The organism is Streptomyces sp. NPDC013457 (genome assembly GCF_043089925.1).
GTDB lineage: Bacteria > Actinomycetota > Actinomycetes > Streptomycetales > Streptomycetaceae > Streptomyces.
The window spans coordinates 118,451-137,101 of the sequence record NZ_JBICBL010000010.1 but is presented as its reverse complement, the minus strand read 5'-3'; the positions used below and the strand labels follow the sequence as shown (position 1 = coordinate 137,101).

The 18,651-nt window shown below is 72.0% G+C and carries 20 protein-coding genes; 13 read left to right on the top strand and 7 right to left on the bottom strand.

Translation table 11 applies throughout. The features are described from left to right. Positions 1–23 precede the first annotated feature (23 nt). From ACF1G2_RS26435 to ACF1G2_RS26425, 3 genes are all read left to right on the top strand, one after another. Complete coding sequence (locus tag ACF1G2_RS26435; RefSeq protein WP_391800653.1) at positions 24–887, top strand: acyl-CoA thioesterase; 864 nt, start codon at positions 24–26, stop codon at positions 885–887. Positions 888–937: 50 nt separating this feature from the next. Continuing rightward, positions 938–1,423, top strand: a complete 486-nt coding sequence (locus ACF1G2_RS26430) for a glutathione peroxidase (RefSeq protein ID WP_391800652.1) — start codon at positions 938–940, stop codon at positions 1,421–1,423. 181 nt (positions 1,424–1,604) lie between these two features. After that, the gene (locus ACF1G2_RS26425; RefSeq protein WP_391800651.1) at positions 1,605–2,414 is read left to right on the top strand and encodes a putative protein N(5)-glutamine methyltransferase; all 810 of its coding nucleotides are present in this window, start codon (positions 1,605–1,607) and stop codon (positions 2,412–2,414) included. A 43-nt stretch (positions 2,415–2,457) separates the two neighbouring features. On the opposite strand, the gene ACF1G2_RS26420 is transcribed toward ACF1G2_RS26425, so the two are convergent. Next, positions 2,458–3,852, bottom strand: a complete 1,395-nt coding sequence (locus ACF1G2_RS26420) for a cytochrome P450 (protein ID WP_391800650.1) — start codon at positions 3,850–3,852, stop codon at positions 2,458–2,460. 303 nt (positions 3,853–4,155) lie between these two features. Here ACF1G2_RS26420 and ACF1G2_RS26415 point away from each other — a divergent pair, with 303 nt between their 5' ends. Both ACF1G2_RS26415 and ACF1G2_RS26410 read left to right on the top strand, forming a co-directional pair. Beyond that, on the top strand, positions 4,156–4,623 hold the full coding sequence (locus ACF1G2_RS26415) for a DUF6325 family protein (RefSeq protein ID WP_391800649.1): 468 nt from the start codon (positions 4,156–4,158) through the stop codon (positions 4,621–4,623). A gap of 51 nt (positions 4,624–4,674) precedes the next feature. Continuing rightward, a complete protein-coding gene (locus tag ACF1G2_RS26410) occupies positions 4,675–4,968 on the top strand; it encodes an SHOCT domain-containing protein (RefSeq protein ID WP_391800648.1) in 294 nt (97 codons plus the stop codon). 92 nt (positions 4,969–5,060) lie between these two features. Here the strand turns inward: ACF1G2_RS26410 and ACF1G2_RS26405 are convergent, their stop codons facing one another. Further along, positions 5,061–6,290 carry an acyl-CoA dehydrogenase family protein gene (locus ACF1G2_RS26405; protein WP_391800647.1) on the bottom strand — a complete coding sequence of 410 codons (1,230 nt, stop codon included), beginning with the start codon at positions 6,288–6,290 and terminating at the stop codon, positions 5,061–5,063. A gap of 163 nt (positions 6,291–6,453) precedes the next feature. On the opposite strand from ACF1G2_RS26405, the gene ACF1G2_RS26400 reads away from it, so the two are divergent. Beyond that, positions 6,454–7,101, top strand: a complete 648-nt coding sequence (locus ACF1G2_RS26400; protein WP_391800646.1) for a TetR family transcriptional regulator — start codon at positions 6,454–6,456, stop codon at positions 7,099–7,101. 124 nt (positions 7,102–7,225) lie between these two features. Here the strand turns inward: ACF1G2_RS26400 and def are convergent, their stop codons facing one another. Then, positions 7,226–7,783 carry a peptide deformylase gene (def, locus tag ACF1G2_RS26395; RefSeq protein ID WP_391800645.1) on the bottom strand — a complete coding sequence of 186 codons (558 nt, stop codon included), beginning with the start codon at positions 7,781–7,783 and terminating at the stop codon, positions 7,226–7,228. A 126-nt stretch (positions 7,784–7,909) separates the two neighbouring features. On the opposite strand from def, the gene ACF1G2_RS26390 reads away from it, so the two are divergent. The 5 genes from ACF1G2_RS26390 (at position 7,910) to ACF1G2_RS26370 (ending at position 12,446) form a co-directional block, all read left to right on the top strand. Beyond that, positions 7,910–9,157 (top strand): MurT ligase domain-containing protein, encoded by a 1,248-nt coding sequence (locus ACF1G2_RS26390; RefSeq protein ID WP_361437717.1) that lies wholly within the window; start codon positions 7,910–7,912, stop codon positions 9,155–9,157. A gap of 19 nt (positions 9,158–9,176) precedes the next feature. Continuing rightward, a complete protein-coding gene (locus tag ACF1G2_RS26385; RefSeq protein WP_391800644.1) occupies positions 9,177–9,905 on the top strand; it encodes a type 1 glutamine amidotransferase in 729 nt (242 codons plus the stop codon). Positions 9,906–10,081: 176 nt separating this feature from the next. Next, positions 10,082–11,107, top strand: coding sequence for a 6-phosphofructokinase (locus ACF1G2_RS26380; RefSeq protein ID WP_391800643.1), 1,026 nt, complete (start codon positions 10,082–10,084; stop codon positions 11,105–11,107). Positions 11,108–11,211: 104 nt separating this feature from the next. Continuing rightward, positions 11,212–12,180: a cytochrome c oxidase assembly protein gene (locus ACF1G2_RS26375; protein WP_391800642.1), complete on the top strand. Its 969-nt coding sequence runs from the start codon at positions 11,212–11,214 to the stop codon at positions 12,178–12,180. Positions 12,181–12,239: 59 nt separating this feature from the next. After that, on the top strand, positions 12,240–12,446 hold the full coding sequence (locus ACF1G2_RS26370) for a hypothetical protein (RefSeq protein WP_391800829.1): 207 nt from the start codon (positions 12,240–12,242) through the stop codon (positions 12,444–12,446). Between the two features lie 44 nt (positions 12,447–12,490). Here ACF1G2_RS26370 and ACF1G2_RS26365 read toward each other — a convergent pair whose 3' ends face one another. Continuing rightward, the gene (locus tag ACF1G2_RS26365) at positions 12,491–13,519 is read right to left on the bottom strand and encodes a DUF3048 domain-containing protein (RefSeq protein WP_391800641.1); all 1,029 of its coding nucleotides are present in this window, start codon (positions 13,517–13,519) and stop codon (positions 12,491–12,493) included. An 86-nt stretch (positions 13,520–13,605) separates the two neighbouring features. On the opposite strand from ACF1G2_RS26365, the gene ACF1G2_RS26360 reads away from it, so the two are divergent. After that, positions 13,606–14,337 (top strand): lysophospholipid acyltransferase family protein, encoded by a 732-nt coding sequence (locus ACF1G2_RS26360; RefSeq protein WP_391800640.1) that lies wholly within the window; start codon positions 13,606–13,608, stop codon positions 14,335–14,337. Between the two features lie 65 nt (positions 14,338–14,402). Further along, a complete protein-coding gene (locus tag ACF1G2_RS26355; protein ID WP_391800639.1) occupies positions 14,403–15,437 on the top strand; it encodes an NAD-dependent epimerase/dehydratase family protein in 1,035 nt (344 codons plus the stop codon). A 50-nt stretch (positions 15,438–15,487) separates the two neighbouring features. On the opposite strand, the gene ACF1G2_RS26350 is transcribed toward ACF1G2_RS26355, so the two are convergent. The 3 genes from ACF1G2_RS26350 to ureG form a co-directional block, all read right to left on the bottom strand. After that, on the bottom strand, positions 15,488–17,065 hold the full coding sequence (locus ACF1G2_RS26350) for an alpha/beta hydrolase (protein ID WP_391800638.1): 1,578 nt from the start codon (positions 17,063–17,065) through the stop codon (positions 15,488–15,490). A gap of 128 nt (positions 17,066–17,193) precedes the next feature. Next, positions 17,194–17,937, bottom strand: a complete 744-nt coding sequence (locus ACF1G2_RS26345; RefSeq protein WP_391800637.1) for an urease accessory protein UreD — start codon at positions 17,935–17,937, stop codon at positions 17,194–17,196. Next, on the bottom strand, positions 17,934–18,623 hold the full coding sequence (ureG, locus tag ACF1G2_RS26340) for an urease accessory protein UreG (RefSeq protein WP_391800636.1): 690 nt from the start codon (positions 18,621–18,623) through the stop codon (positions 17,934–17,936). Before ureG ends, ACF1G2_RS26345 begins: the two co-directional genes overlap by 4 nt. Positions 18,624–18,651: the final 28 nt, after the last annotated feature.

Sequence of the window (18,651 nt, the reverse complement as noted above, 5' to 3'; positions counted from 1 at the left end):
ACGGTTCTAAGGAGAAGAAGACGGTGACCAATCCCGCCGAGAGCCTCGTCGGCCTGCTCGATCTGGAGCGGATCGAGGACGACATCTTCCGCGGCCAGAGCCCGCAGGAGTCGCTGCAACGGGTCTTCGGCGGGCAGGTCGCCGGACAGGCGCTGGTGGCCGCCGGGCGCACCACGGAGGGCGACCGGCCGGTGCACTCGCTGCACTCCTACTTCCTGCGCCCGGGACGCCCGGGCGTCCCGATCGTCTACCAGGTGGAGCGGGTACGGGACGGGCGTTCCTTCACCACCCGCCGGGTCACCGCGATCCAGCAGGGCCGGACGATCTTCAACCTGACCGCCTCCTTCCACCTCCCGGAGGAGGCCGGGTTCGAGCACCAGCTGCCGCCGCGCCACATGACGGACCCGGAGACCCTTCCGCGGCTCGCGGACGAGATCCGCGACCACCTGGGCACCCTTCCGGAGGCTCTGGAGCGGATGGCCCGCCGCCAGCCGTTCGACATCCGCTACGTGGACCGGCTGCGCTGGACGAAGGACGAGGTCAAGGACGCGGACCCGCGCAGCGCGGTCTGGATGCGCGCGGTGGGCCCGCTCGGCGACGATCCGCTCGTCCACACCTGCGCGCTGACGTACGCCTCGGACATGACGCTCCTGGACGCGGTCCGGATCCCGGTCGAGCCGCTCTGGGGCCCGCGGGGCTTCGACATGGCGTCCCTGGACCACGCGATGTGGTTCCACCGCCCCTTCCGAGCGGACGAGTGGTTCCTCTACGACCAGGAGTCCCCCATCGCGACGGGCGGCCGGGGTCTGGCCCGCGGCCGCATCTACGACCGTGAGGGCAGGCTGCTGGTCTCGGTGGTCCAGGAGGGACTGTTCCGGAAGCTGTAGCGCGGGATCGTAGGGTGAAGGGACACGCCCGGTCTCGACGAGGAGCTTCCATGAGCCTGTACGACATTCCCCTGCGCACCCTGTCCGGCGAGCCGATCTCGCTGGCCGACTACCGGGATCGGGCCGTCCTGGTCGTCAACGTGGCCTCCCAGTGCGGTCTGACGCCGCAGTACGCGGGGCTTGAGAGGCTGCAGAAGGAGTACGGGGACCGTGGATTCACCGTGCTCGGTGTGCCGTGCAACCAGTTCCTCGGGCAGGAGCCTGGGAGCGCGGAGGAGATCCAGACCTTCTGCTCCACGTCGTACGGCGTGACGTTCCCGCTCCTGGAGAAGACGGACGTGAACGGCGACGCCCGTCACCCCCTCTACGCGGAGCTGACGCGGACCGCGGACGCGGAGGGCGAGGCCGGGGACGTGCAGTGGAACTTCGAGAAGTTCCTGGTCGGCCGGGACGGGCAGGTCACGCGCTTCCGTCCGCGCACCGAGCCGGAGGCCCCGGAGGTCGTCGCGGCCATCGAGGCGGTCCTGCCCGCCTGAGCCGGCGCGGCCGGTCGAGCCGCACGGTGTCGATCATGTAATCTTTGCGGCTCCAGCAGAGAACGACCGAGGAGGTGGGATCCATCAACGCCATGCAGGCAGGGTGCTCCCCCTCCACGACCGTGTGGTCCGCCCGACAGAGGTGACCACGGGAGTGCCCCTCGGCTTCCCGGAAGGTTCCATGTCGATCGACCCCTCTTTCACCCTTCGTTCCACCACCGTCTCCCGGCTCCGCGCCGCCGGCTGCGTGTTCGCCGAGGACGAGGCGGAGCTCCTCTTCTCCTCGGCGCACAGCGGCCGCGAACTCGACTCGATGGTCGAGCGGCGGAGCGCCGGTCTGCCCATCGAACACGTCGTGGGCTGGGCCGCCTTCGCCGGGCTGCGCATCACCGTCGACCCGGGTGTCTTCGTTCCCCGGCGGCGTACGGAGTTCCTCGTCGAGCACGCCGTGGCCCTGGCCGGGCCCGGGGCCCTGTGCGTCGATCTGTGCTGCGGGTCCGGCGCGGCGGGAGCGGTGCTGCTCTCGGCCGTCGACGGCGCCGAGGTGTACGCCTCGGACATCGAGCCCGCCGCCGTGCGGTGCGCACGGCGCAACATCGAGCCGCTCGGCGGCCGGGTCCTCGAGGGCGACCTCTTCGCCCCGCTGCCGGAGGTCCTGCGCGGCCGGGTGGAGGTACTGGTCGCCAACGTGCCGTACGTACCGACCGAGGACCTCGGGCTGCTGCCGCCCGAGGCACGCGAGCACGAACCGCTGGTCGCGCTCGACGGCGGCTCGGACGGCCTCGACGTCCTGCGCAGGGTGGCCGCCGAGGCTCCCGACTGGCTGGCGCCCGGCGGTCATCTGCTGGTCGAGACGTCCGAGCGGCAGGCCGCCCGGGCCGTCGAGACCGTCTCCGGGTGCGGCCTGACACCGCGGGTGATCACGTCCGAGGAGCTGTACGCGACGGTCGTGGTCGCCACCCGCGGGGCGACGGGACGGGCTCTTTCCTAAGGGTGTCTCGTCGATCAGCCCGGCATGATCGGCGAGACACCCCCTAGGCCGTACGGGGCCGGACCCGGCAGCGTGCCGGGCCGGTCGCGCGGAGAGTGATCGCCGAGGTGACCGGCACTTCGGCGTCGACCGCCTCCAGGTCGTAGGCCTGGAGGATCATCGCCAGCGCGACCACCGACTCCAGCATCGAGAAGTGCTGGCCGATGCAGGCGCGCGGGCCGCCGCCGAAGGGGAACCAGGCGTAGCGGGGGCGGCTCGCCTCGGCCTCGGGCGTGAAGCGGTCGGGGTCGAAGCGCTCCGGGTCCTCCCAGTACGCGGGGTGCCGGTGGGTGACCCACGGGGCGACGACCACATCGGCGCCGGCCGGGATGGTGTGCCCGTCGATCTCGGTGGCGGCGACCGCGCGCCGGCCGATGACCGGCCCGGCGGGGAAGAGGCGCATGGCCTCCTTGAGGACCTGGGTCAGGTACGGCAGGGCGTCGAGGTCGGCGGCGCCGGGGGTACGGCCGGCCAGGACGCGGTCGACCTCCTCGTGCGCGCGCTTGCGCTCCTCGGGGTGCAGGGCGAGGAGGTGGAGGGCGAAGCCGAGCGAGGTGGCCGTCGTCTCGTGCCCGGCGAGCAGGAAGATGAGGACCTGCTCGCGCAGCTCGGCGGCGTCGAAGCTGCCGTCCTCCGCGCTCCCGGCCTCGGCGAGGAGGGTCAGCAGGTCCTGCGCGCCGCCACCGTCGCCGTCGCTCCCCGCGGCCGCGGCCGCCCCGGCCGCCGCGCGCCGCTCGGCGATGATCCGGTCGCAGACGGCGTACAGCTCGTCGCACGCGGCCGCGGCGCGACGGTTGGCGGGGGTGGGCCAGTCACGGGGGATGTTGAGGGGCGAGAAGCCGCGGCGCAGGACGTAGTCGCCCATCACCGGGAAGGCGCGCTCGACGATCTCGACGGCGGCCTCGACGTCGGTGCCGAAGAGGATGCGGGCGACGGCACCCAGGGCGAGCCGGGTCATCTCGTCGAGGACGTCGACGGTGGAGCGCTCCGCGGTGCGCCATTCCTCGGTGACGGTCGCGACCTCGGCGGCGATGGCCTCGGCGTAGCTGTCGACGCGGCGGCGGGTGAAGAGCGGCTGGACCAGCCGGCGCTGCCGCAGGTAGTCCTCGTCCTGGCTGGTCAGCAGGCCGTTGCCGAAGGACTCGCGGACCTCCTGGTAGAAGGCGTTGTCCTTGCGGAAGTTGGCTGACTGGGTGGCGAGGACCTGCTGGGCCCCCTCGGCGGAGAAGACCCCGTAGACCGTGGCGCGCACTCCGGGCGGCCCCGCGGTGATCCGTACGACGTCTCCGTGGGCGCGCTGGGACGCGAGGAAGGTGCCGAGCGCGTCGTTCCTGAGGTCGAACATCGAGCCGAGCAGCGGCAGCCCCGCGTGGCCCGGAATCCCGTCGGTGGTGGTCATGCGTGGTTACCCCCTTGATCGTCACCGGCACGGCGATTCTCCACCACCGCCCGACCCACCGGTAGCCATGGCGAACACCCGGCCGGAACAGGGCTGTTGGCGTGGTCTCCGGTGGGACCCGGCCGGCCGGTTCCCAGGAGTCCGTGGCGGGCTCGTCCGCGCCGCGGCCCTCCGGCGGCGGCCACGACGTGCGGGGAGCCCCGGGCGGTGCTGGAATGGCTGAGCGGCCACCTGTCGCCGGCGGGGCCGCCCGCAACCCGGTCCGGTCGAGGCGGGAACCCCGAGCGCTTGGAGGAAGTGGCCATGAGCGACGACCTGTCGGAAGTCGAGGACATGGGCCCCGTCGACTACCTGATCCTGGAGTTCCCGGGCAACCGGATGACGGGTGAGGGTTTCCCCCTGCTCGTCGACCTGGTGGAGCGGGGCGTCATCCGCATCCTCGACCTGCAGTTCATCCGCAAGGACGAGGACGGGTCGGTCACCGCGGTGGAGCTGACGGACTTCGGCGGCGAGGTGGATCTCACCGTGTTCGAGGGTGCCTCCTCCGGTCTGCTGGACCAGAGCGACGTCGACGACGCCGGTTCCGCGCTGGAGCCGGGCAACTCCGCCGGGGTCATCGTGTACGAGAACGTGTGGGCCGCCCCCTTCGCACGCGCCATGCGCCGCAGCGGCGCGCAGATCGTGGCGAGCGGCCGGATTCCCGTCCAGGCGCTCCTGGCCTCGCTGGACGCCGTCGATGGCGCCGGCCCGGGCGGCGGGGCCGCGGCCTGACCCCTCCCGATCGCATCCGGCATCCGAGCACACCCTGGGAGATGACTGATCATGCCCGGACTCCTCCGCGGCGTCGCCCGCACCGCCGTCGTCGCCGGCACCGCCACCGCGGTGTCCAACCGCGTGTCACGGCGCCAGGCGGGCCGCTGGGCCCAGCAGGACTACGACCAGCAACAGCAGTCCCAGCAGCAGTACCAGCAGCCGCCCCCGCCGGCTCCGGAACCCGCCGGGGACGACATGAGCACCAAGATCGACCAGCTCAAGCAGCTGGGGGAGCTGAAGGCCCAGGGCGTACTGACCGAGGCGGAGTTCGAGGCCCAGAAGCGCGCGCTCCTCGGCACCTGACCCGCGCGCCTTCGGCATGTGACCTGGCACGACTCGCACAGCGGCCCGCACCCCCGTCAGGGGGCGCGGGCCGGCGCGTGCGGGCCGCCGGGCTAGCGGATCGGCATCCCGGAGAGGGTGCGGGCGATCACCAGGCGCTGGATCTCGCTGGTGCCCTCGAAGATCGTGTAGATCGCCGCGTCGCGGTGCATGCGCTCCACGGGGTACTCGCGGGTGTAGCCGTTGCCGCCCAGGATCTGGATGGCCTGGCCGGTGACCTTCTTGGCGACCTCGCTCGCGTACAGCTTGGACATCGAGCCCTCGGCCGAGGTGAACGGCTTTCCGGCGGTCGCCATCCAGGAGGCGCGCCAGACGAGGAGCCGGGCGGCGTCGATCTGGGTCCGCATGTCGGCGAGCTGGAAGGCGACGCCCTGGTTGTCGATGATCGGGCGGCCGAACTGCTCGCGGGTCTTGGCGTAGTCGAGGGCGACCTCGTACGCCGCGCGCGCCGTGCCCACGGCCATGGCGCCGACGGCGGGGCGGGAGGCCTCGAAGGTGGCCATGGCCGCGTTCTTCACGCGCTCGCCACCGCCCGCCCTGGCCTTCTCGCGAGCCCGGGCCAGGCGCTCGTCCAGCTTCTCCTTGCCGCCGAGGAGGCAGTGGCCGGGGACGCGGACGTTCTCCAGGACGACCTCGGCGGTGTGCGAGGCGCGGATGCCGTGCTTCTGGAACTTCTGCCCCTGGGAGAGACCGGGGGTGTTCGGCGGCACGATGAAGGAGGCGTGCCCCTTGGAGCCGAGCTCGGGGTCCACGGCGGCGACGACCACGTGGACGTTGGCGATGCCGCCGTTGGTCGCCCAGGTCTTGGTGCCGTTGAGGACCCACTCGTCCTTGGCCTCGTCGTACACGGCCCGGGTGCGCATGGAGGCGACGTCGGAGCCGGCGTCGGGCTCGGAGGAGCAGAAGGCGGCGACCTTCACGTCGTCCACGTCGCCGTACATCTGCGGGATCCAGGTGCCGATCTGCTCCTCGGTGCCGTTGGCGAGGACGCCGACGGCGGCGAGGCCGGTGCCGACGATGGAGAGGGCGATGCCGGCGTCGCCCCAGAAGAGCTCCTCCATCGCCATCGGGATGCCCAGCCCGGTGGGGTCGAAGAACTGCTGGGCGTAGAAGTCGAGGGAGTAGATGCCGATCTTGGCGGCTTCCTGGATGATCGGCCAGGGAGTCTCCTCACGCTCGTCCCACTCGGCGGCGGCGGGGCGCATCACGTCCTCGGCGAATCCGTGCAGCCAGTCACGGACCTGCTTCTGGTCGTCGTTGAGTTCGAGCGTGAACTCGGCCATGTTCCCTCCCAGCAGTACATTACTTGCGGTAACAGCAGTCTGTTACCGGCGGGTAGATGCTGTCAACCTGCGGCGAAGCGGAACGGGCGGCGCGGCACCGGATGCCGGTCTGGTGTTACGTTGCGACAGCCTCACGGAATTCGCACGGGCGGGGAGACACGCTATGGAGACCACACACCGGACCACCGACCAGCAGAAGCCGGCCGACCAGCGGCGCCGCGAACTGCTGGAGGCGGCGGACCGGGTGGTGCTCCGGGACGGGCCCAAGGCCTCGATGAACGCGATCGCCGCCGAGGCGGGGATCACGAAGCCGATCCTGTACCGGCACTTCGGCGACAAGGGCGGGCTCTACCGGGCCCTGGCCACCCGGCACACCGACGCGCTGCTCGCCGCGCTGCGGGCCGCGCTCGACGCGCCGGCCGACCGGCGCCGGCGGGTCGAGTCCACCCTCGACACCTACCTCGCCTCGATCGAGGCGCTGCCACAGGTCTACCGCTTCCTCATGCACCCGGCCGAGGAGACGCACCAGGCCGAGCAGGGCTTCGACGTGGGCCGCCACTCGGCGCCGGTGCTGCGGCGGATGGGCGAGGAGCTCGGCCAGGTCATCGCGGAACGCATCGACCTCGGCGAGGCCGGCGAGGCCCAGGCACGGATCTGGGGCCACGGCATCGTCGGCATGATGCACGCGGCGGGCGACTGGTGGCTGGGCGAACGGCCCTGCTCGCGGGGCGAGTTGGTGCGGGCTCTGGCGGACCTGCTGTGGGGCCGTCTGGCGGAGGCGGGCGACCGCGAAGGGGCTCCCGGGTTCTAGCCCCCGGGCACCCCGGGTGAACGGCCCCGGACGCCGGGCGCCGCAGCGGGCCGGGCCGCCGGACTCCGCCCAGCGGCCTCACCCGCTCTGTGGAACGTACGTCCTCAGCGGCAGGGCGGGGGCGTCAGCCCAGCACGTCCGACCTCGTCCCCCACGGCTCCTTGCGGATCGCTCGCAGCAGGCGTGACCTGCGCCACCCCGTCACATGGTCCGCGTAGACCCCGCCCTCCAGATGGTCGGCCTCGTGCTGGAGGCACCGGGCGAAGAATCCGGTGCCCTCGACGCGCGCCGGGGTGCCGTCGAGGAGCACGCCCTCGACGACCGCGCGGTCGAACCGCGGCGTCGGGGCCTCCAGACCCGGCAGGGACAGACAGCCCTCCGCACCCCGGATCACGTCGCCGTCCGCCTCCACGAGACGCGGGTTGACCAGGTGCCCGAGGTGGCGCACCTCCTCGTCGTCCGGGCAGTCGTACACGAAGACCCGCAGCCCCACGCCCACCTGGTTCGCCGCGAGGCCGACGCCGTTCGCCGCGTACATCGTCGCGAACATGTCCTCGATCAGCCGGGCGAGCTCCGGGCCGAAGTCGCTGACGGGTTCACAGGGGGCGTGCAGCACCGGGTCGCCGAGCAGGGTCATCGCTCGGACGTGGCCGGAACTGCCGGGGATCGGCCGGTTTCGCATGGGCGTAAGGGTACGGTCCGCCGTGACCTCGTCGTTTCGCCGAGGGGCGCAGGGGTGCCGCAGTTCGGGTCCCTGGCCTGATCTCGATAGGCTGAGCCCGGACCGACGCAAGGAGGAACAAGGAAGATGTCAGGACACCCCGGTAATCCAGAGCCGCTGTCGCCACGCGCCAAGCTGGCCGTGACGGCGGGCAAGGCCGCGGCGGCGGTGTCGCGCGCGGCGGGACGCGGCAGCGGATCGGTGATCGGCGGCAAGGTGGCGCTGAGGCTCGACCCGGACCTGCTGGGTCGGCTCGCGCAGCATCTGGACGTCGTCCTGGTGTCCGCGACCAACGGCAAGACCACCACGACCCGGCTGATCGCCGAGGCGCTGCGGGCGAGCGGCCCGGTCGTCTCCAACGCGCTGGGCGCCAACATGCCCGCGGGCATCACCTCGGCGCTGGCCGGCGGCTCGGACGCCAAGTACGGCGTGATCGAGGTCGACGAGAAGTACCTCGCCGGAGTCGCCCGGGACACCACGCCGAAGGCGATCGCGCTGCTCAACCTCTCCCGCGACCAGCTCGACCGCGCCGCCGAGACCCGGATGCTCGCCGAGAAGTGGCGCGAGGGTCTGAGCGGCACGAAGGCGGTCGTCATCGCCAACGCCGACGACCCGCTGATCGTCTGGGCCGCCTCCTCCTCCCCCAACGTGGTGTGGGTCGCCGTCGGCCAGGAGTGGAAGGACGACGCCTGGTCGTGCCCCTCCTGCGGCGGTGTCATGCAGCGTCCGGGCGACGACTGGTTCTGCGGCGAGTGCGGTTTCCGCCGCCCCGCGCCGAGTTGGGCGCTCAACGGCGACCACGTCCTGGACCCGCACGGTTCGGCCTGGCCGATCCACCTCCAGCTGCCCGGCCGCGCGAACAAGGCCAACGCCGCGACCTCGGCCGCCGTCGCCGCCGTCTTCGGTGTCCCGCCGCAGGTCGCCCTGGAACGGATGTACCAGGTGCAGGCCGTGGCCGGCCGCTACGACGTGGTCTCCTTCCAGGGCCGCGACCTGCGCCTGCTGCTGGCGAAGAACCCGGCGGGGTGGCTCGAAACGTTTTCCCTGATCGACCAGCCCCCGACCCCGGTCATCCTCTCCGTCAACGCGCGCGGCGCCGACGGCACGGACACCTCCTGGCTATGGGACGTCGACTACGGACGGCTCGCCGGCCACCCGATCATGGTCATCGGCGACCGCAAGCTGGACCTCGCGGTCCGCCTGGAGGTCGCGGGTGTGGAGTTCCGCGTCTGCGAGACGCTCGACGAGGCGGTCCAGCTCGCCCCGCCCGGCCAGATCGAGCTGATCGCCAACTACACCGCCTTCCAGGACGTCCGCCGCCGCGTCGGCAACTGACCCGTAGAGGACTTGCAGCATGAGTGACAGCAGCCTGCGCCTGGTCTGGGTCTACCCGGACCTGCTCAGCACGTACGGCGACCAGGGCAACGCCCTCGTCGTCGAGCGCCGCGCCCGCCAGCGCGGTCTGGACGTCCAGCGCGTCGACGTCCGCAGCGACCAGCCGGTGCCGACCTCCGGCGACATCTACCTGATCGGCGGTGGCGAGGACCGGCCGCAGCGGCTCGCCGCCGAGCGGCTGCGCCGCGACGGCGGGCTGGAGCGGGCCGCGTCCAACGGCGCGATCATCTTCTCGGTCTGCGCCGGCTACCAGATCCTGGGCCACGAGTTCATCAACGACCTCGGCGAGCGCGAGCCCGGCCTCGGTCTGATCGACGTCATCTCCACCCGCGGCGAGGGCGAGCGGTGCGTCGGCGACGTCCTCGCCGACATCGACCCGCGCCTGGGCCTCCCCCAGCTCACCGGGTTCGAGAACCACCAGGGCATCACCCATCTCGGCCCGACGGCCCGCCCGTTCGCGCGGACCGTCCTGGGCAAGGGCAACGGCACGGGCGACGGCACCGAGGGCGCGTACAACGACACCGTCTTCGGTACGTACATGCACGGCCCGGTCATGGCCCGCAACCCGCAGATCGCGGACCTGCTCCTGAAGCTGGCCCTGGACGTGAACGCGCTGCCGCCGACCGACGACCGGTGGTACGAGGCGCTGCGCGCCGAGCGCATCGCGGCGGCGACCCAGCCCGCCTGACCGCCCCGCGGGCTGCACGTCTGAGCGCCCTTACGCCCATTGGATTCGTAAGTAAATACGGTGTCCAAACTGCGGACATCGGGTTCGGCCCCGCCACTCGGCACCGATAGGGTGGCGGGGATCCAACCGGACGACGTGGTCCGGAAGTCGGCCCACGTTGCAAAGGTATTCGGGCTATGCGCATTGGTGTGCTCACCTCCGGAGGCGACTGCCCCGGTCTGAACGCCGTCATCCGTTCCGTCGTGCACCGCGCCGTCGTCGACCACGGCGACGAGGTCATCGGCTTCCACGACGGGTGGAAGGGCCTCCTCGAGTGCGACTACCGCAAGCTCGACCTCGACGCGGTCGCCGGCATCCTCGCCCGCGGCGGCACCATCCTCGGCTCCTCCCGGGTCCAGCCCGCGCATCTGGTCGACGGCGTCGAGCGTGCCCGGGGCCATGTCGCCGAGCTGGGGCTCGACGCGATCATCCCGATCGGCGGCGAGGGCACGCTGAAGGCTGCCAACCTGCTCTCCCAGGCCGGGCTGCCGATCGTCGGCGTGCCGAAGACGATCGACAACGACATCGCCTCGACCGACGTCACCTTCGGCTTCGACACGGCGGTCGGGGTGGCGACCGAGGCCCTGGACCGTCTGAAGACCACCGCCGAGTCGCACCAGCGTGTGCTCATCGTCGAGGTCATGGGCCGCCACACCGGCTGGATCGCCCTGCACTCCGGCATGGCCGCCGGCGCGCACGCGATCGTCGTGCCCGAGCGCCCCTTCGACATCGACGAGCTGACCGCCCGCGTCGGCGAGCGCTTCGAGGCCGGCAAGCGCTTCGCGATCGTGGTCGTCGCCGAGGGCGCGAAGCCGCGCGAGGGCTCGATGAACTTCGAGGTCGGCGCCAAGGACCAGTACGGACACGAGCGCTTCACCGGCATCGCCAACCAGCTCTCCGTGGAGCTGGAGCGGCGGCTCGGCAAGGAGGCCCGCCCGGTGATCCTCGGTCACGTCCAGCGCGGCGGCACGCCGACCGCGTACGACCGGGTCCTCGCCACCCGCTTCGGCTGGCACGCGGTGGAGGCGGCGCACCGCGGCGAGTTCGGCATGCTGACCGCGCTGCGCGGCACGGACATCACGATGGTGCCGCTGGCCCAGGCCGTGGAGGCCCTCAAGACGGTCCCGGCCGAGCGCTACGCCGAGGCCGAGTGCGTGCTCTGACCTCCGAACCGACACCCTGAGCCGCCCCCGGTCGCATCCGCGAACGGGGGCGGTTCTAGTCTGGTGCGGACATCAAGCGCGAATCGGGCTCCAGGAGTACACACATGGATCACAGCGGGCACGGCATGACCATGGATCTGCCGCCGTTCACGCTGGGACGGGGGCTCGAGTTCTCGCCGAACCTGTTCTTCCTCATCGGCAGTGTCGTGGGGCTCGCGCTGTACGGCTGGGGCGTGGCGCGGCTGCGCGGTCGCGGTGACAGCTGGCCGGTGAGCCGGACGGTCTTCTTCGCGGTGGGCGTGCTCTCCGTGGCGCTGATGATGTGCACCAAGCTGAACGACTACGGCATGGTCATGTTCAGCGTGCACATGGTGCAGCACATGGTCATCTCGATGCTCTCGCCGATCCTGCTGCTGCTCGGCGCGCCGGTGACCCTGGCGCTGCGCGCGCTCCCGGTCGCCCCGCGGGGGGACAAGGGCCCGCGCGAGCTGCTCCTGATGCTGCTGCACAGCCGCTACATGCGGATCGTCACGCATCCCGCGTTCACCATCCCGCTCTTCATCGCGAGCCTGTACGGCTTCTACTTCACGCCGCTCTTCGACACCCTCATGGGATCGAAGATCGGGCACATCGCGATGATGGTGCACTTCCTCGCCGTGGGTCTGGTCTTCTTCTGGCCGATCATGGGCGTCGACCCGGGGCCGCACCGACCCGGCTATGTGATGCGGATGCTGGAGCTCTTCGCGGGCATGCCGTTCCATGCCTTCTTCGGCATCGCCCTGATGATGGCGAGCCAGCCGATGATCAAGGCGTACGAGAACCCGCCGGCCTCACTCGGGATCGACGCCCTCGCCGACCAGAACGCGGCGGGCGGCATCGCCTGGGCGTTCAGCGAGATCCCGTCGGTGCTGGTGCTGATCGCGCTGGTCTACCAGTGGTACCACTCCGAGCAGCGGCAGGCCGTCCGCAAGGACCGGGCCGCCGACCGCGACGGGGACAAGGAGCTGGAGGCGTACAACGCGTATCTCGCCTCGCTCCGCGGTGGCGGGCCTCGGGTATCGACGCGGGAGTAGCGCTCCCCCCGCCTCAGGGGTCACGATGAACAGGATGGCCCCGTCGGGAGGAGGGACCCATGTCCGGTCCCACGAAGGCGATGTGCGTGACGACCGTCGCGGCCCTGGTGCTGACGACGGCGTACACGGTGGCGCTCGGCAGCAGCGGCTGGCTGTGGTTCGGCTGGGTGGTGCTCGGAGTGGTCACCATCGGCATGGCGGCCGCCGACAGCTCCGTCCCCTCGGGCCCGCGCCGCGGCCCTGGCCGCCCGGGCCCCCAGCCGTAGCCCCCAGCCGTAGCCCCCGCCGTGACGAAGCCCCGCAGCCCCGGCTAGCCGCGCGGTGCCAGCACGACCCAGGTCCGGCCCGGCGCGAAGTTCAGCGGCGTGCCGTCGGGGGTCGTGAAGGCGGTGCCGTCGTCGGCGTCGGGGCGGCTCCAGCGGGCGTCGTAGGCGCGGCCGTCCCGGAGGACGAGGGCGCTGCCGCTGCCGACGGTCTCGGTGTACGGGGAGACGCTGCCGAGGACGTCGTGGAAGCGCGACGCTCGTATGGTCACGTACTGCAGCACGACGGTCGACGCCGTGACCTGGCCTTCGTCGGTGGTGCGGGCGGGCCTGCCGTCCATCGCGACCCGCCAGTTCTTCTCGGTCGCGTTCCAGGTGAAGGTGTAGCGGGAGGCCGGGAAGCGCACGGTGCGTTCGTTGACCCGTTCGCCGCCCGAGGGGGCCGGCCCGAAGCGGAATCCGATGTCCTTGGCGTCCTGCGCGTCCGGCGCGGCGGCGAGGGCCCGTCCGGGCAGCACGTAGAGGTTGTGGGGAGCGGCCCTCCCCCGGTCGCGGACGTAGGCGCCGGGGGCGTCCTCGGGCGGCAGGGGATAGAGCGGAGCGGCTTTGAGCAGCGGTTTCAGGGCGGTCTGCGAGCCGGAGTAGGCGAGCGCCGGGCGGCCGAACTGGGCGAGGAGCTCGATGTCGGACTCGCGGGCGCTGCGCACGGGGCCGATCCGCTCGGGGAGGTCCGTGGAGTAGACGGCGAGCAGCCGGGTCTGGCCGCCTTCCACCTGCTCCACGTAGACGAGGTCGGCCGCGCCGAGACCGGTGTGCGGGCGGGCCGGCGGCACGTTGTCGATCTTGACGGCGAGGACGGGTGCGGGCCGGGCGGGCAGCCCCGTGAAGGGCGAGAGCCCTTGCGGGACGGGGGTGGACGGCGGGGTGGGCGGGGGCGGCGTCGAGGTCGGCGCCGGTTCCGGGGTGCCGGAGTCGGCGCATCCGTACAACCCGGCGGTCATCACCGCGCACAGCAGCACGGTGACGGCTGCGCCGGGTCTTCCGCGTGGCGGTTCGTGTCGGCGTTCGGCAGCCATCGGGCCCCACTCTCCGTCTCCAGTGTGGACCAGGGTCGCGCAAGTGGTTACAAATAATCATCGCTCTACCGAGACGGGGGCCACAGTTGTTCTATTACGTCCTGAAGTACGTCCTGCTCGGTCCGATCCTGCGGCTGGTCTTCCGGCCGCGCACGGAAGGCCTCGAACACATCCCGGAGGAGGGCGCGGCGATCGTCGCGGGAAACCACCTGTCGTTCTCGGACCACTTCCTCATGCCGGCCGTCCTCAGGCGGCGGATCACGTTCCTGGCCAAACAGGAGTACTTCACCGGGCCGGGGCTCAAGGGCCGGCTGACCGCCGCGTTCTTCCGCAGCGCCGGTCAGATCCCGGTCGACCGCTCCGGCAAGGAGGCCGGGCAGGCGGCGATCCGCGAGGGGCTCGGGGTGCTGTCCAAGGGCGAGCTGCTCGGCATCTATCCCGAGGGGACGCGCTCGCACGACGGCCGGCTCTACAAGGGCAAGGTGGGTGTCGCGATCATGGCGATCACGGCCGGTGTGCCGGTCATCCCCTGCGCGATGGTGGGGACCTTCGAGATCCAGCCGCCCGGCAAGGTGGTGCCCAGGGTCAAGCGGGTCACCATCCGGTTCGGGGAGCCGCTCGACTTCTCCCGGTTCGCGGGCATGGAGGGCGAGAAGGCCGCGGTCCGGGCGGTGACGGACGAGATCATGTACGAGATCCTCGCGCTGTCCGGACAGGAGTACGTCGACGACTACGCGGCCAAGGTGAAGGCCGCCGAGGAGGAGGCGAAGGCCGGCGACGGCGGGTCGCGGAGGAAGTTCCCCCGCGGCGGACGCTGACAGCGGATCAGCTCACGGCGAAAGGGCCTGGGCCCGCAGGCCCGCGTCGCCCTAGCGTCCCGCCCATGGGACAGGGAAACGCACTGGTACTCGGAGCGACAGGACAAGTGGGACGGGCGGCCGTGCGGGCGCTCGTCGCGGACGGCTGGGAGGTGACGGCCGCCTCGCGGGGCGGCCGACGGGACGGGACATGGCCGGCGGAGGTCCGGTCGGTGGCCTTCGACCGGAACGAGGAGGGCGCGCTGGCCGACGCGCTCGGCACCGGCACCGACGTCCTGGTGGACATCGTCGCCTACCACGCGGGCCACGGAAGGCAGTTGACGGCGCTGGCCGACCGGATCGGCTCGGCGGTGGTGGTCTCCAGCGCCGCGGTCTACGAGGACGACCGGGGCCGCAGCTTCGACACGCAGGACGAGCCGGACGGCTTCCCCGCCTATCCGGTGCCGATCCCGGAGTCGTGGCGGACGGTCGCCCCGGGTGAGGCGTCGTACGGGACACGGAAGGTGGCGCTGGAGCGGGAGCTGCTCGCGGCGGGCGAGACCCTGCCGACGACGGTGCTGCGGGCGGGCGCGATCCACGGGCCGTACTGCCCGGGTCCGAGGGAGCTGTGGTTCGTGAAGCGCGCGCTCGACGGACGGCCGGTGCGCGTCCTCTCGTACGACGGCGCGTCCCGGTTCCACCCGGTGCACGTGGACAACCTCGGGGAGCTGGTGCGGCTCGCCGCGGCGAAGCCGGGGACCCGGGTGCTCAACGGCGGCGATCCCGAGGCTCCGGCGGTCGCGGAGATCGGGGCGGCGATCGACGCCGTGATCGGGGTGGAGAGCGAGACGGTGCTGATGGCCGGCGAGCCGGAGGGCACGGTGGGACTCACTCCGTGGACCGCTGCCCACCCGGTCGTCTACGACATGGGCGCGGCGGAACAGGAGCTCGGCTACCGGCCGGTCGTGTCGTACGCCGAGTCCCTGCCGGCGACGGTCGCGGATCTGACCCGGCGACTGGCGGAGGGCGAGTGGCGGGAGGTGTTCCCGGGCCTGGCGAAGTACGGGGTGGACTTCTTCGACTACGCCGCCGAGGACGCCTGGCTCGCCGCCCGGGCATGAGCGAGGGGCGGCCGTGGTGCGGCGGCCGCCCCTCGGTCGTCACCCCGTGGCTACGGCTGGGGTGTGGCGTGCGGTGCGCACGTCACGTCCCGGCTGTCGAGCTTCCCGGTGAGGAGGTAGGCCTCCACACGGGTGTTGAGGCACGGGTTGGCGAGGCTGGTGATGCCGTGCGAGCCGGCGTCCCGCTCGGTGACGAGGCGCGAGCCCTTGAACCGCTTGTGCAGTTCGACCGCTCCGGCGTACGGCGTGGCCGCGTCGCGCTCCGCCTGGGTGATGAGCACGGGCGGCAGGCCCTTGCCCGTACGGACCTCGGTCGGCCGCTGACGCGGGGTGGACCAGGTGGCACAGGGCAGGTTCATCCAGGCGTTGGCCCACGTCATGAACGAGTACCGCTCGTGGAGCCGGCTGTTGTCCCGGTCCCACTTCTTCCAGCTGGTCGGCCAGGGGGCGTCCGCGCACTCGACGGCGGTGTAGACGGCGTTGCCGTTCTCGGAGGCGGCGTTGCCGGCCGTGTCGGTGGGGTCGGAGGCCGCCGCGTCGATCAGCGGCTGCGGGTCGCCCGCGGCGTAGGCGCTGAAGGCCTCGGCGACCGGCGCCCACATCGAGTCGTAGTACGGCGCGTTCTGGAAGAAGCCGATGAGTTCGGCCGGTCCGACCTTGCCGCCGAGGGGGTTCTTCTTCGCGTCGGCGCGCAGGGTCTCCCACTGCCGGCGGACCTCGGGATAGGTGTCGCCGAGGTGGTAGGCGGCGTCGTTCCGGGCGACCCAGGTCATCCAGTCCTTGAGCCGGCCCTCGAAGGCGATGTCCTGGTCGAGGTTGGCCTCGTACCAGATCTTGCGCGTCGACGGGTTGACGACGCTGTCGAGAACCATGCGACGGACGTGCGACGGGAAGAGGGTGCCGTAGACGGCGCCGAGGTAGGTGCCGTAGGAGACGCCGACGAAGTTGAGCTTCTTCTCGCCGAGGGCGGCCCGGATGACGTCGAGGTCACGGGCGGTGTTGAGGGTGTTGATGTACGGCAGGACGTCGCCGCTCTTCTCCGCGCATCCCTCGGCGTACTCGGCGGCGAGCTTGCGCTGGGCGCGCTTGTCGGCCTCGCTGTCGGGGACCGGGTCGAGCTTGGGGCCCTTGACGAACTCGGCCGGGTCGACGCAGGAGATGGGGGCCGAGTGGCCGACACCGCGCGGGTCGAAGCCGACGAAGTCGTACGCCTTCGCGGCGCCCGCCCAGATCGTGTTCTTGGTGGTGACCCGGCGCGGGAAGCGCAGGCCGGAGCCGCCGGGGCCGCCGGGGTTGTAGAGCAGCGCGCCCTGGCGCTCGGCCGGGGTGCCGGTGGAGCCGATGCGGTCGACGGCGATCTTGATCTTCTTGCCGTTCGGCTTCGCGTAGTCGACGGGGACGGTGACCCAGCCGCACTGGATGGGCTTCTCCAGGCCCCAGTCAGCCGGGCAGTCCTGCCAGTCGATGCCCTGATCGGCGGCGCGCTGGGCGGCGACGGCCGTTCCGCGCGCCTCCGCGTCCGGCCGGTGGCGGTCATGGGCGCCGGCGGCCGGGGCGGCAAGCGCGCCGGCCACGAGCGTGCCCGCTATCAGAGTGCCGGCCGAACCGAGCACTGCCGTGCGTCTCACGTGGTCTCCCCTGTGGATGTCGGTTGTCCGGGGGATCCTTTCGTCAGCGGGGCACAGGACGGAAGGTCGTACTGGTGTTTCTTTGCCGAACCAATAACCGGACAGCCGTGTACCGCTGAGCGGTGAACTCACCACACGGCAAGGCCTTCCAGCGCCTCGTCGAGGGCGCGGCGGAGCTGGAGCGCGTCGGGGGCGACGGCGGTGACCAGGGCCGCAGGGCCGGCGAGCGGGGCGAGGAAGGCGTTCTCGGCGAGCGGGCGTGGCTCCACCGGCTTGTCCTCGAACTCGGGGTCCACGAGCAGAAGTTGGCCCGTCGCCCGATGCCCGTCGAGGACAGCGCCGCCGTCCCAGCCGCCGGGGGCGCCGGGTCCGTAAGCCAGCTCCTGGTCGAGCAGCGCACGGCCGGCGCGGTGCACGGTGAGGCGGGTGGTGAGGGTGCCGGTCTCCTCGCCGTGGCGGCCGAGGACCTGCTCCTCCCGGAGCACGAGCCGGGCGGTGGGCGCGAGTTCGACGGTGGTGCGCATCCTCAGGTCGGATCCCCGGGCGGAGACGAGCGGTTCGGGGAGCCAGCGCAGCACCGCCCCGTCGCCGACGCTCATCCGGAGGTCGTACGTGGCGGGTTCGGCGCCGCGGCCGGGCAGAGCGACGGTCGCGGCGGCCGAGTCGACCAGGAGCCGCGCCCCGTCCCGTACCTCCGACTCGATCGCCAGCCGGTCGCCGCCGAGCGGGGCGCTCATCGCGCCGACGACGGTGACGCGGGTGTACGCGCCGGTGGTGCGCGTACGGCGGAGTGCGAGCGGGCCTTCGCCACGGAGGACCGGCAGTCCGCCGTCGGCGTCGGCGACGATGCGGGCGGTGGCGCGCAGGCTCATACGGCGACGGTCGCGGTCCAGGCGGCGAGCCGCTCGCGGACCCAGGCGGCGACGGGGGCGACACCCTCCTCGCCGGTGAGCGAGGTGAAGGCGACGGGCAGGCCGCCGCGCTGCGCCTCGGCGTCGCGGGCCATCCGCTCCAGGTCCGATCCGACGTACGGGGCGAGGTCGGTCTTGTTGACGACGAGCAGGTCGGCGGTGGTGACGCCCGGGCCGCCCTTGCGGGGGATGTCGTCGCCGCCCGCGACGTCGATGACGAAGATCTGGGCGTCCACGAGGCCCTTGGAGAAGGTGGCGGTCAGGTTGTCGCCGCCGGACTCGACGAGGATCAGGTCGAGCGGGCCGACCGTGTCCTCCAGCTCCTCCACGGCTTCGAGGTTGGCGGAGATGTCGTCGCGGATCGCGGTGTGCGGACAGGCTCCGGTCTCGACGGCCTGGATGCGCTCGGGCGGCAGGACGGCGTTGCGGAGCAGGAACTCGGCGTCCTCCCTGGTGTAGATGTCGTTGGTGACCACGGCGATCGAGAGCTGGTCGCGCAGCAGTCGGCAGAGCGCGGCGACGGTCGCGGTCTTGCCGGAGCCGACGGGTCCGCCGAGTCCGATCCGCAGGGCGCGCCGGGTTCCGTCGGGGCGGTGGGCGTCGGCCGACACCGCGCCGAGGTGGTCGTGGGAGTGGTCGAGGTGCATGGGACGGCTCCTGTGGTTCTCAGGTCTG

What these genes read in the sequence shown, in the direction of transcription:
- ACF1G2_RS26430 (WP_391800652.1), top strand. Translation starts at nt 938, where the DNA reads ATGAGCCTGTACGACATTCCCCTGCGCACCCTGTCCGGCGAGCCGATC.
- ACF1G2_RS26425 (WP_391800651.1), top strand. Translation starts at nt 1,605, where the DNA reads ATGTCGATCGACCCCTCTTTCACCCTTCGTTCCACCACCGTCTCCCGG.
- ACF1G2_RS26420 (WP_391800650.1), bottom strand. Translation starts at nt 3,852, where the DNA reads ATGACCACCACCGACGGGATTCCGGGCCACGCGGGGCTGCCGCTGCTC.
- ACF1G2_RS26415 (WP_391800649.1), top strand. Translation starts at nt 4,156, where the DNA reads ATGAGCGACGACCTGTCGGAAGTCGAGGACATGGGCCCCGTCGACTAC.
- ACF1G2_RS26410 (WP_391800648.1), top strand. Translation starts at nt 4,675, where the DNA reads ATGCCCGGACTCCTCCGCGGCGTCGCCCGCACCGCCGTCGTCGCCGGC.
- ACF1G2_RS26405 (WP_391800647.1), bottom strand. Translation starts at nt 6,290, where the DNA reads ATGGCCGAGTTCACGCTCGAACTCAACGACGACCAGAAGCAGGTCCGT.
- ACF1G2_RS26400 (WP_391800646.1), top strand. Translation starts at nt 6,454, where the DNA reads ATGGAGACCACACACCGGACCACCGACCAGCAGAAGCCGGCCGACCAG.
- def (WP_391800645.1), bottom strand. Translation starts at nt 7,783, where the DNA reads ATGCGAAACCGGCCGATCCCCGGCAGTTCCGGCCACGTCCGAGCGATG.
- ACF1G2_RS26390 (WP_361437717.1), top strand. Translation starts at nt 7,910, where the DNA reads ATGTCAGGACACCCCGGTAATCCAGAGCCGCTGTCGCCACGCGCCAAG.
- ACF1G2_RS26385 (WP_391800644.1), top strand. Translation starts at nt 9,177, where the DNA reads ATGAGTGACAGCAGCCTGCGCCTGGTCTGGGTCTACCCGGACCTGCTC.
- ACF1G2_RS26380 (WP_391800643.1), top strand. Translation starts at nt 10,082, where the DNA reads ATGCGCATTGGTGTGCTCACCTCCGGAGGCGACTGCCCCGGTCTGAAC.
- ACF1G2_RS26375 (WP_391800642.1), top strand. Translation starts at nt 11,212, where the DNA reads ATGGATCACAGCGGGCACGGCATGACCATGGATCTGCCGCCGTTCACG.
- ACF1G2_RS26370 (WP_391800829.1), top strand. Translation starts at nt 12,240, where the DNA reads ATGTCCGGTCCCACGAAGGCGATGTGCGTGACGACCGTCGCGGCCCTG.
- ACF1G2_RS26365 (WP_391800641.1), bottom strand. Translation starts at nt 13,519, where the DNA reads ATGGCTGCCGAACGCCGACACGAACCGCCACGCGGAAGACCCGGCGCA.
- ACF1G2_RS26355 (WP_391800639.1), top strand. Translation starts at nt 14,403, where the DNA reads ATGGGACAGGGAAACGCACTGGTACTCGGAGCGACAGGACAAGTGGGA.
- ACF1G2_RS26345 (WP_391800637.1), bottom strand. Translation starts at nt 17,937, where the DNA reads ATGAGCCTGCGCGCCACCGCCCGCATCGTCGCCGACGCCGACGGCGGA.
- ureG (WP_391800636.1), bottom strand. Translation starts at nt 18,623, where the DNA reads ATGCACCTCGACCACTCCCACGACCACCTCGGCGCGGTGTCGGCCGAC.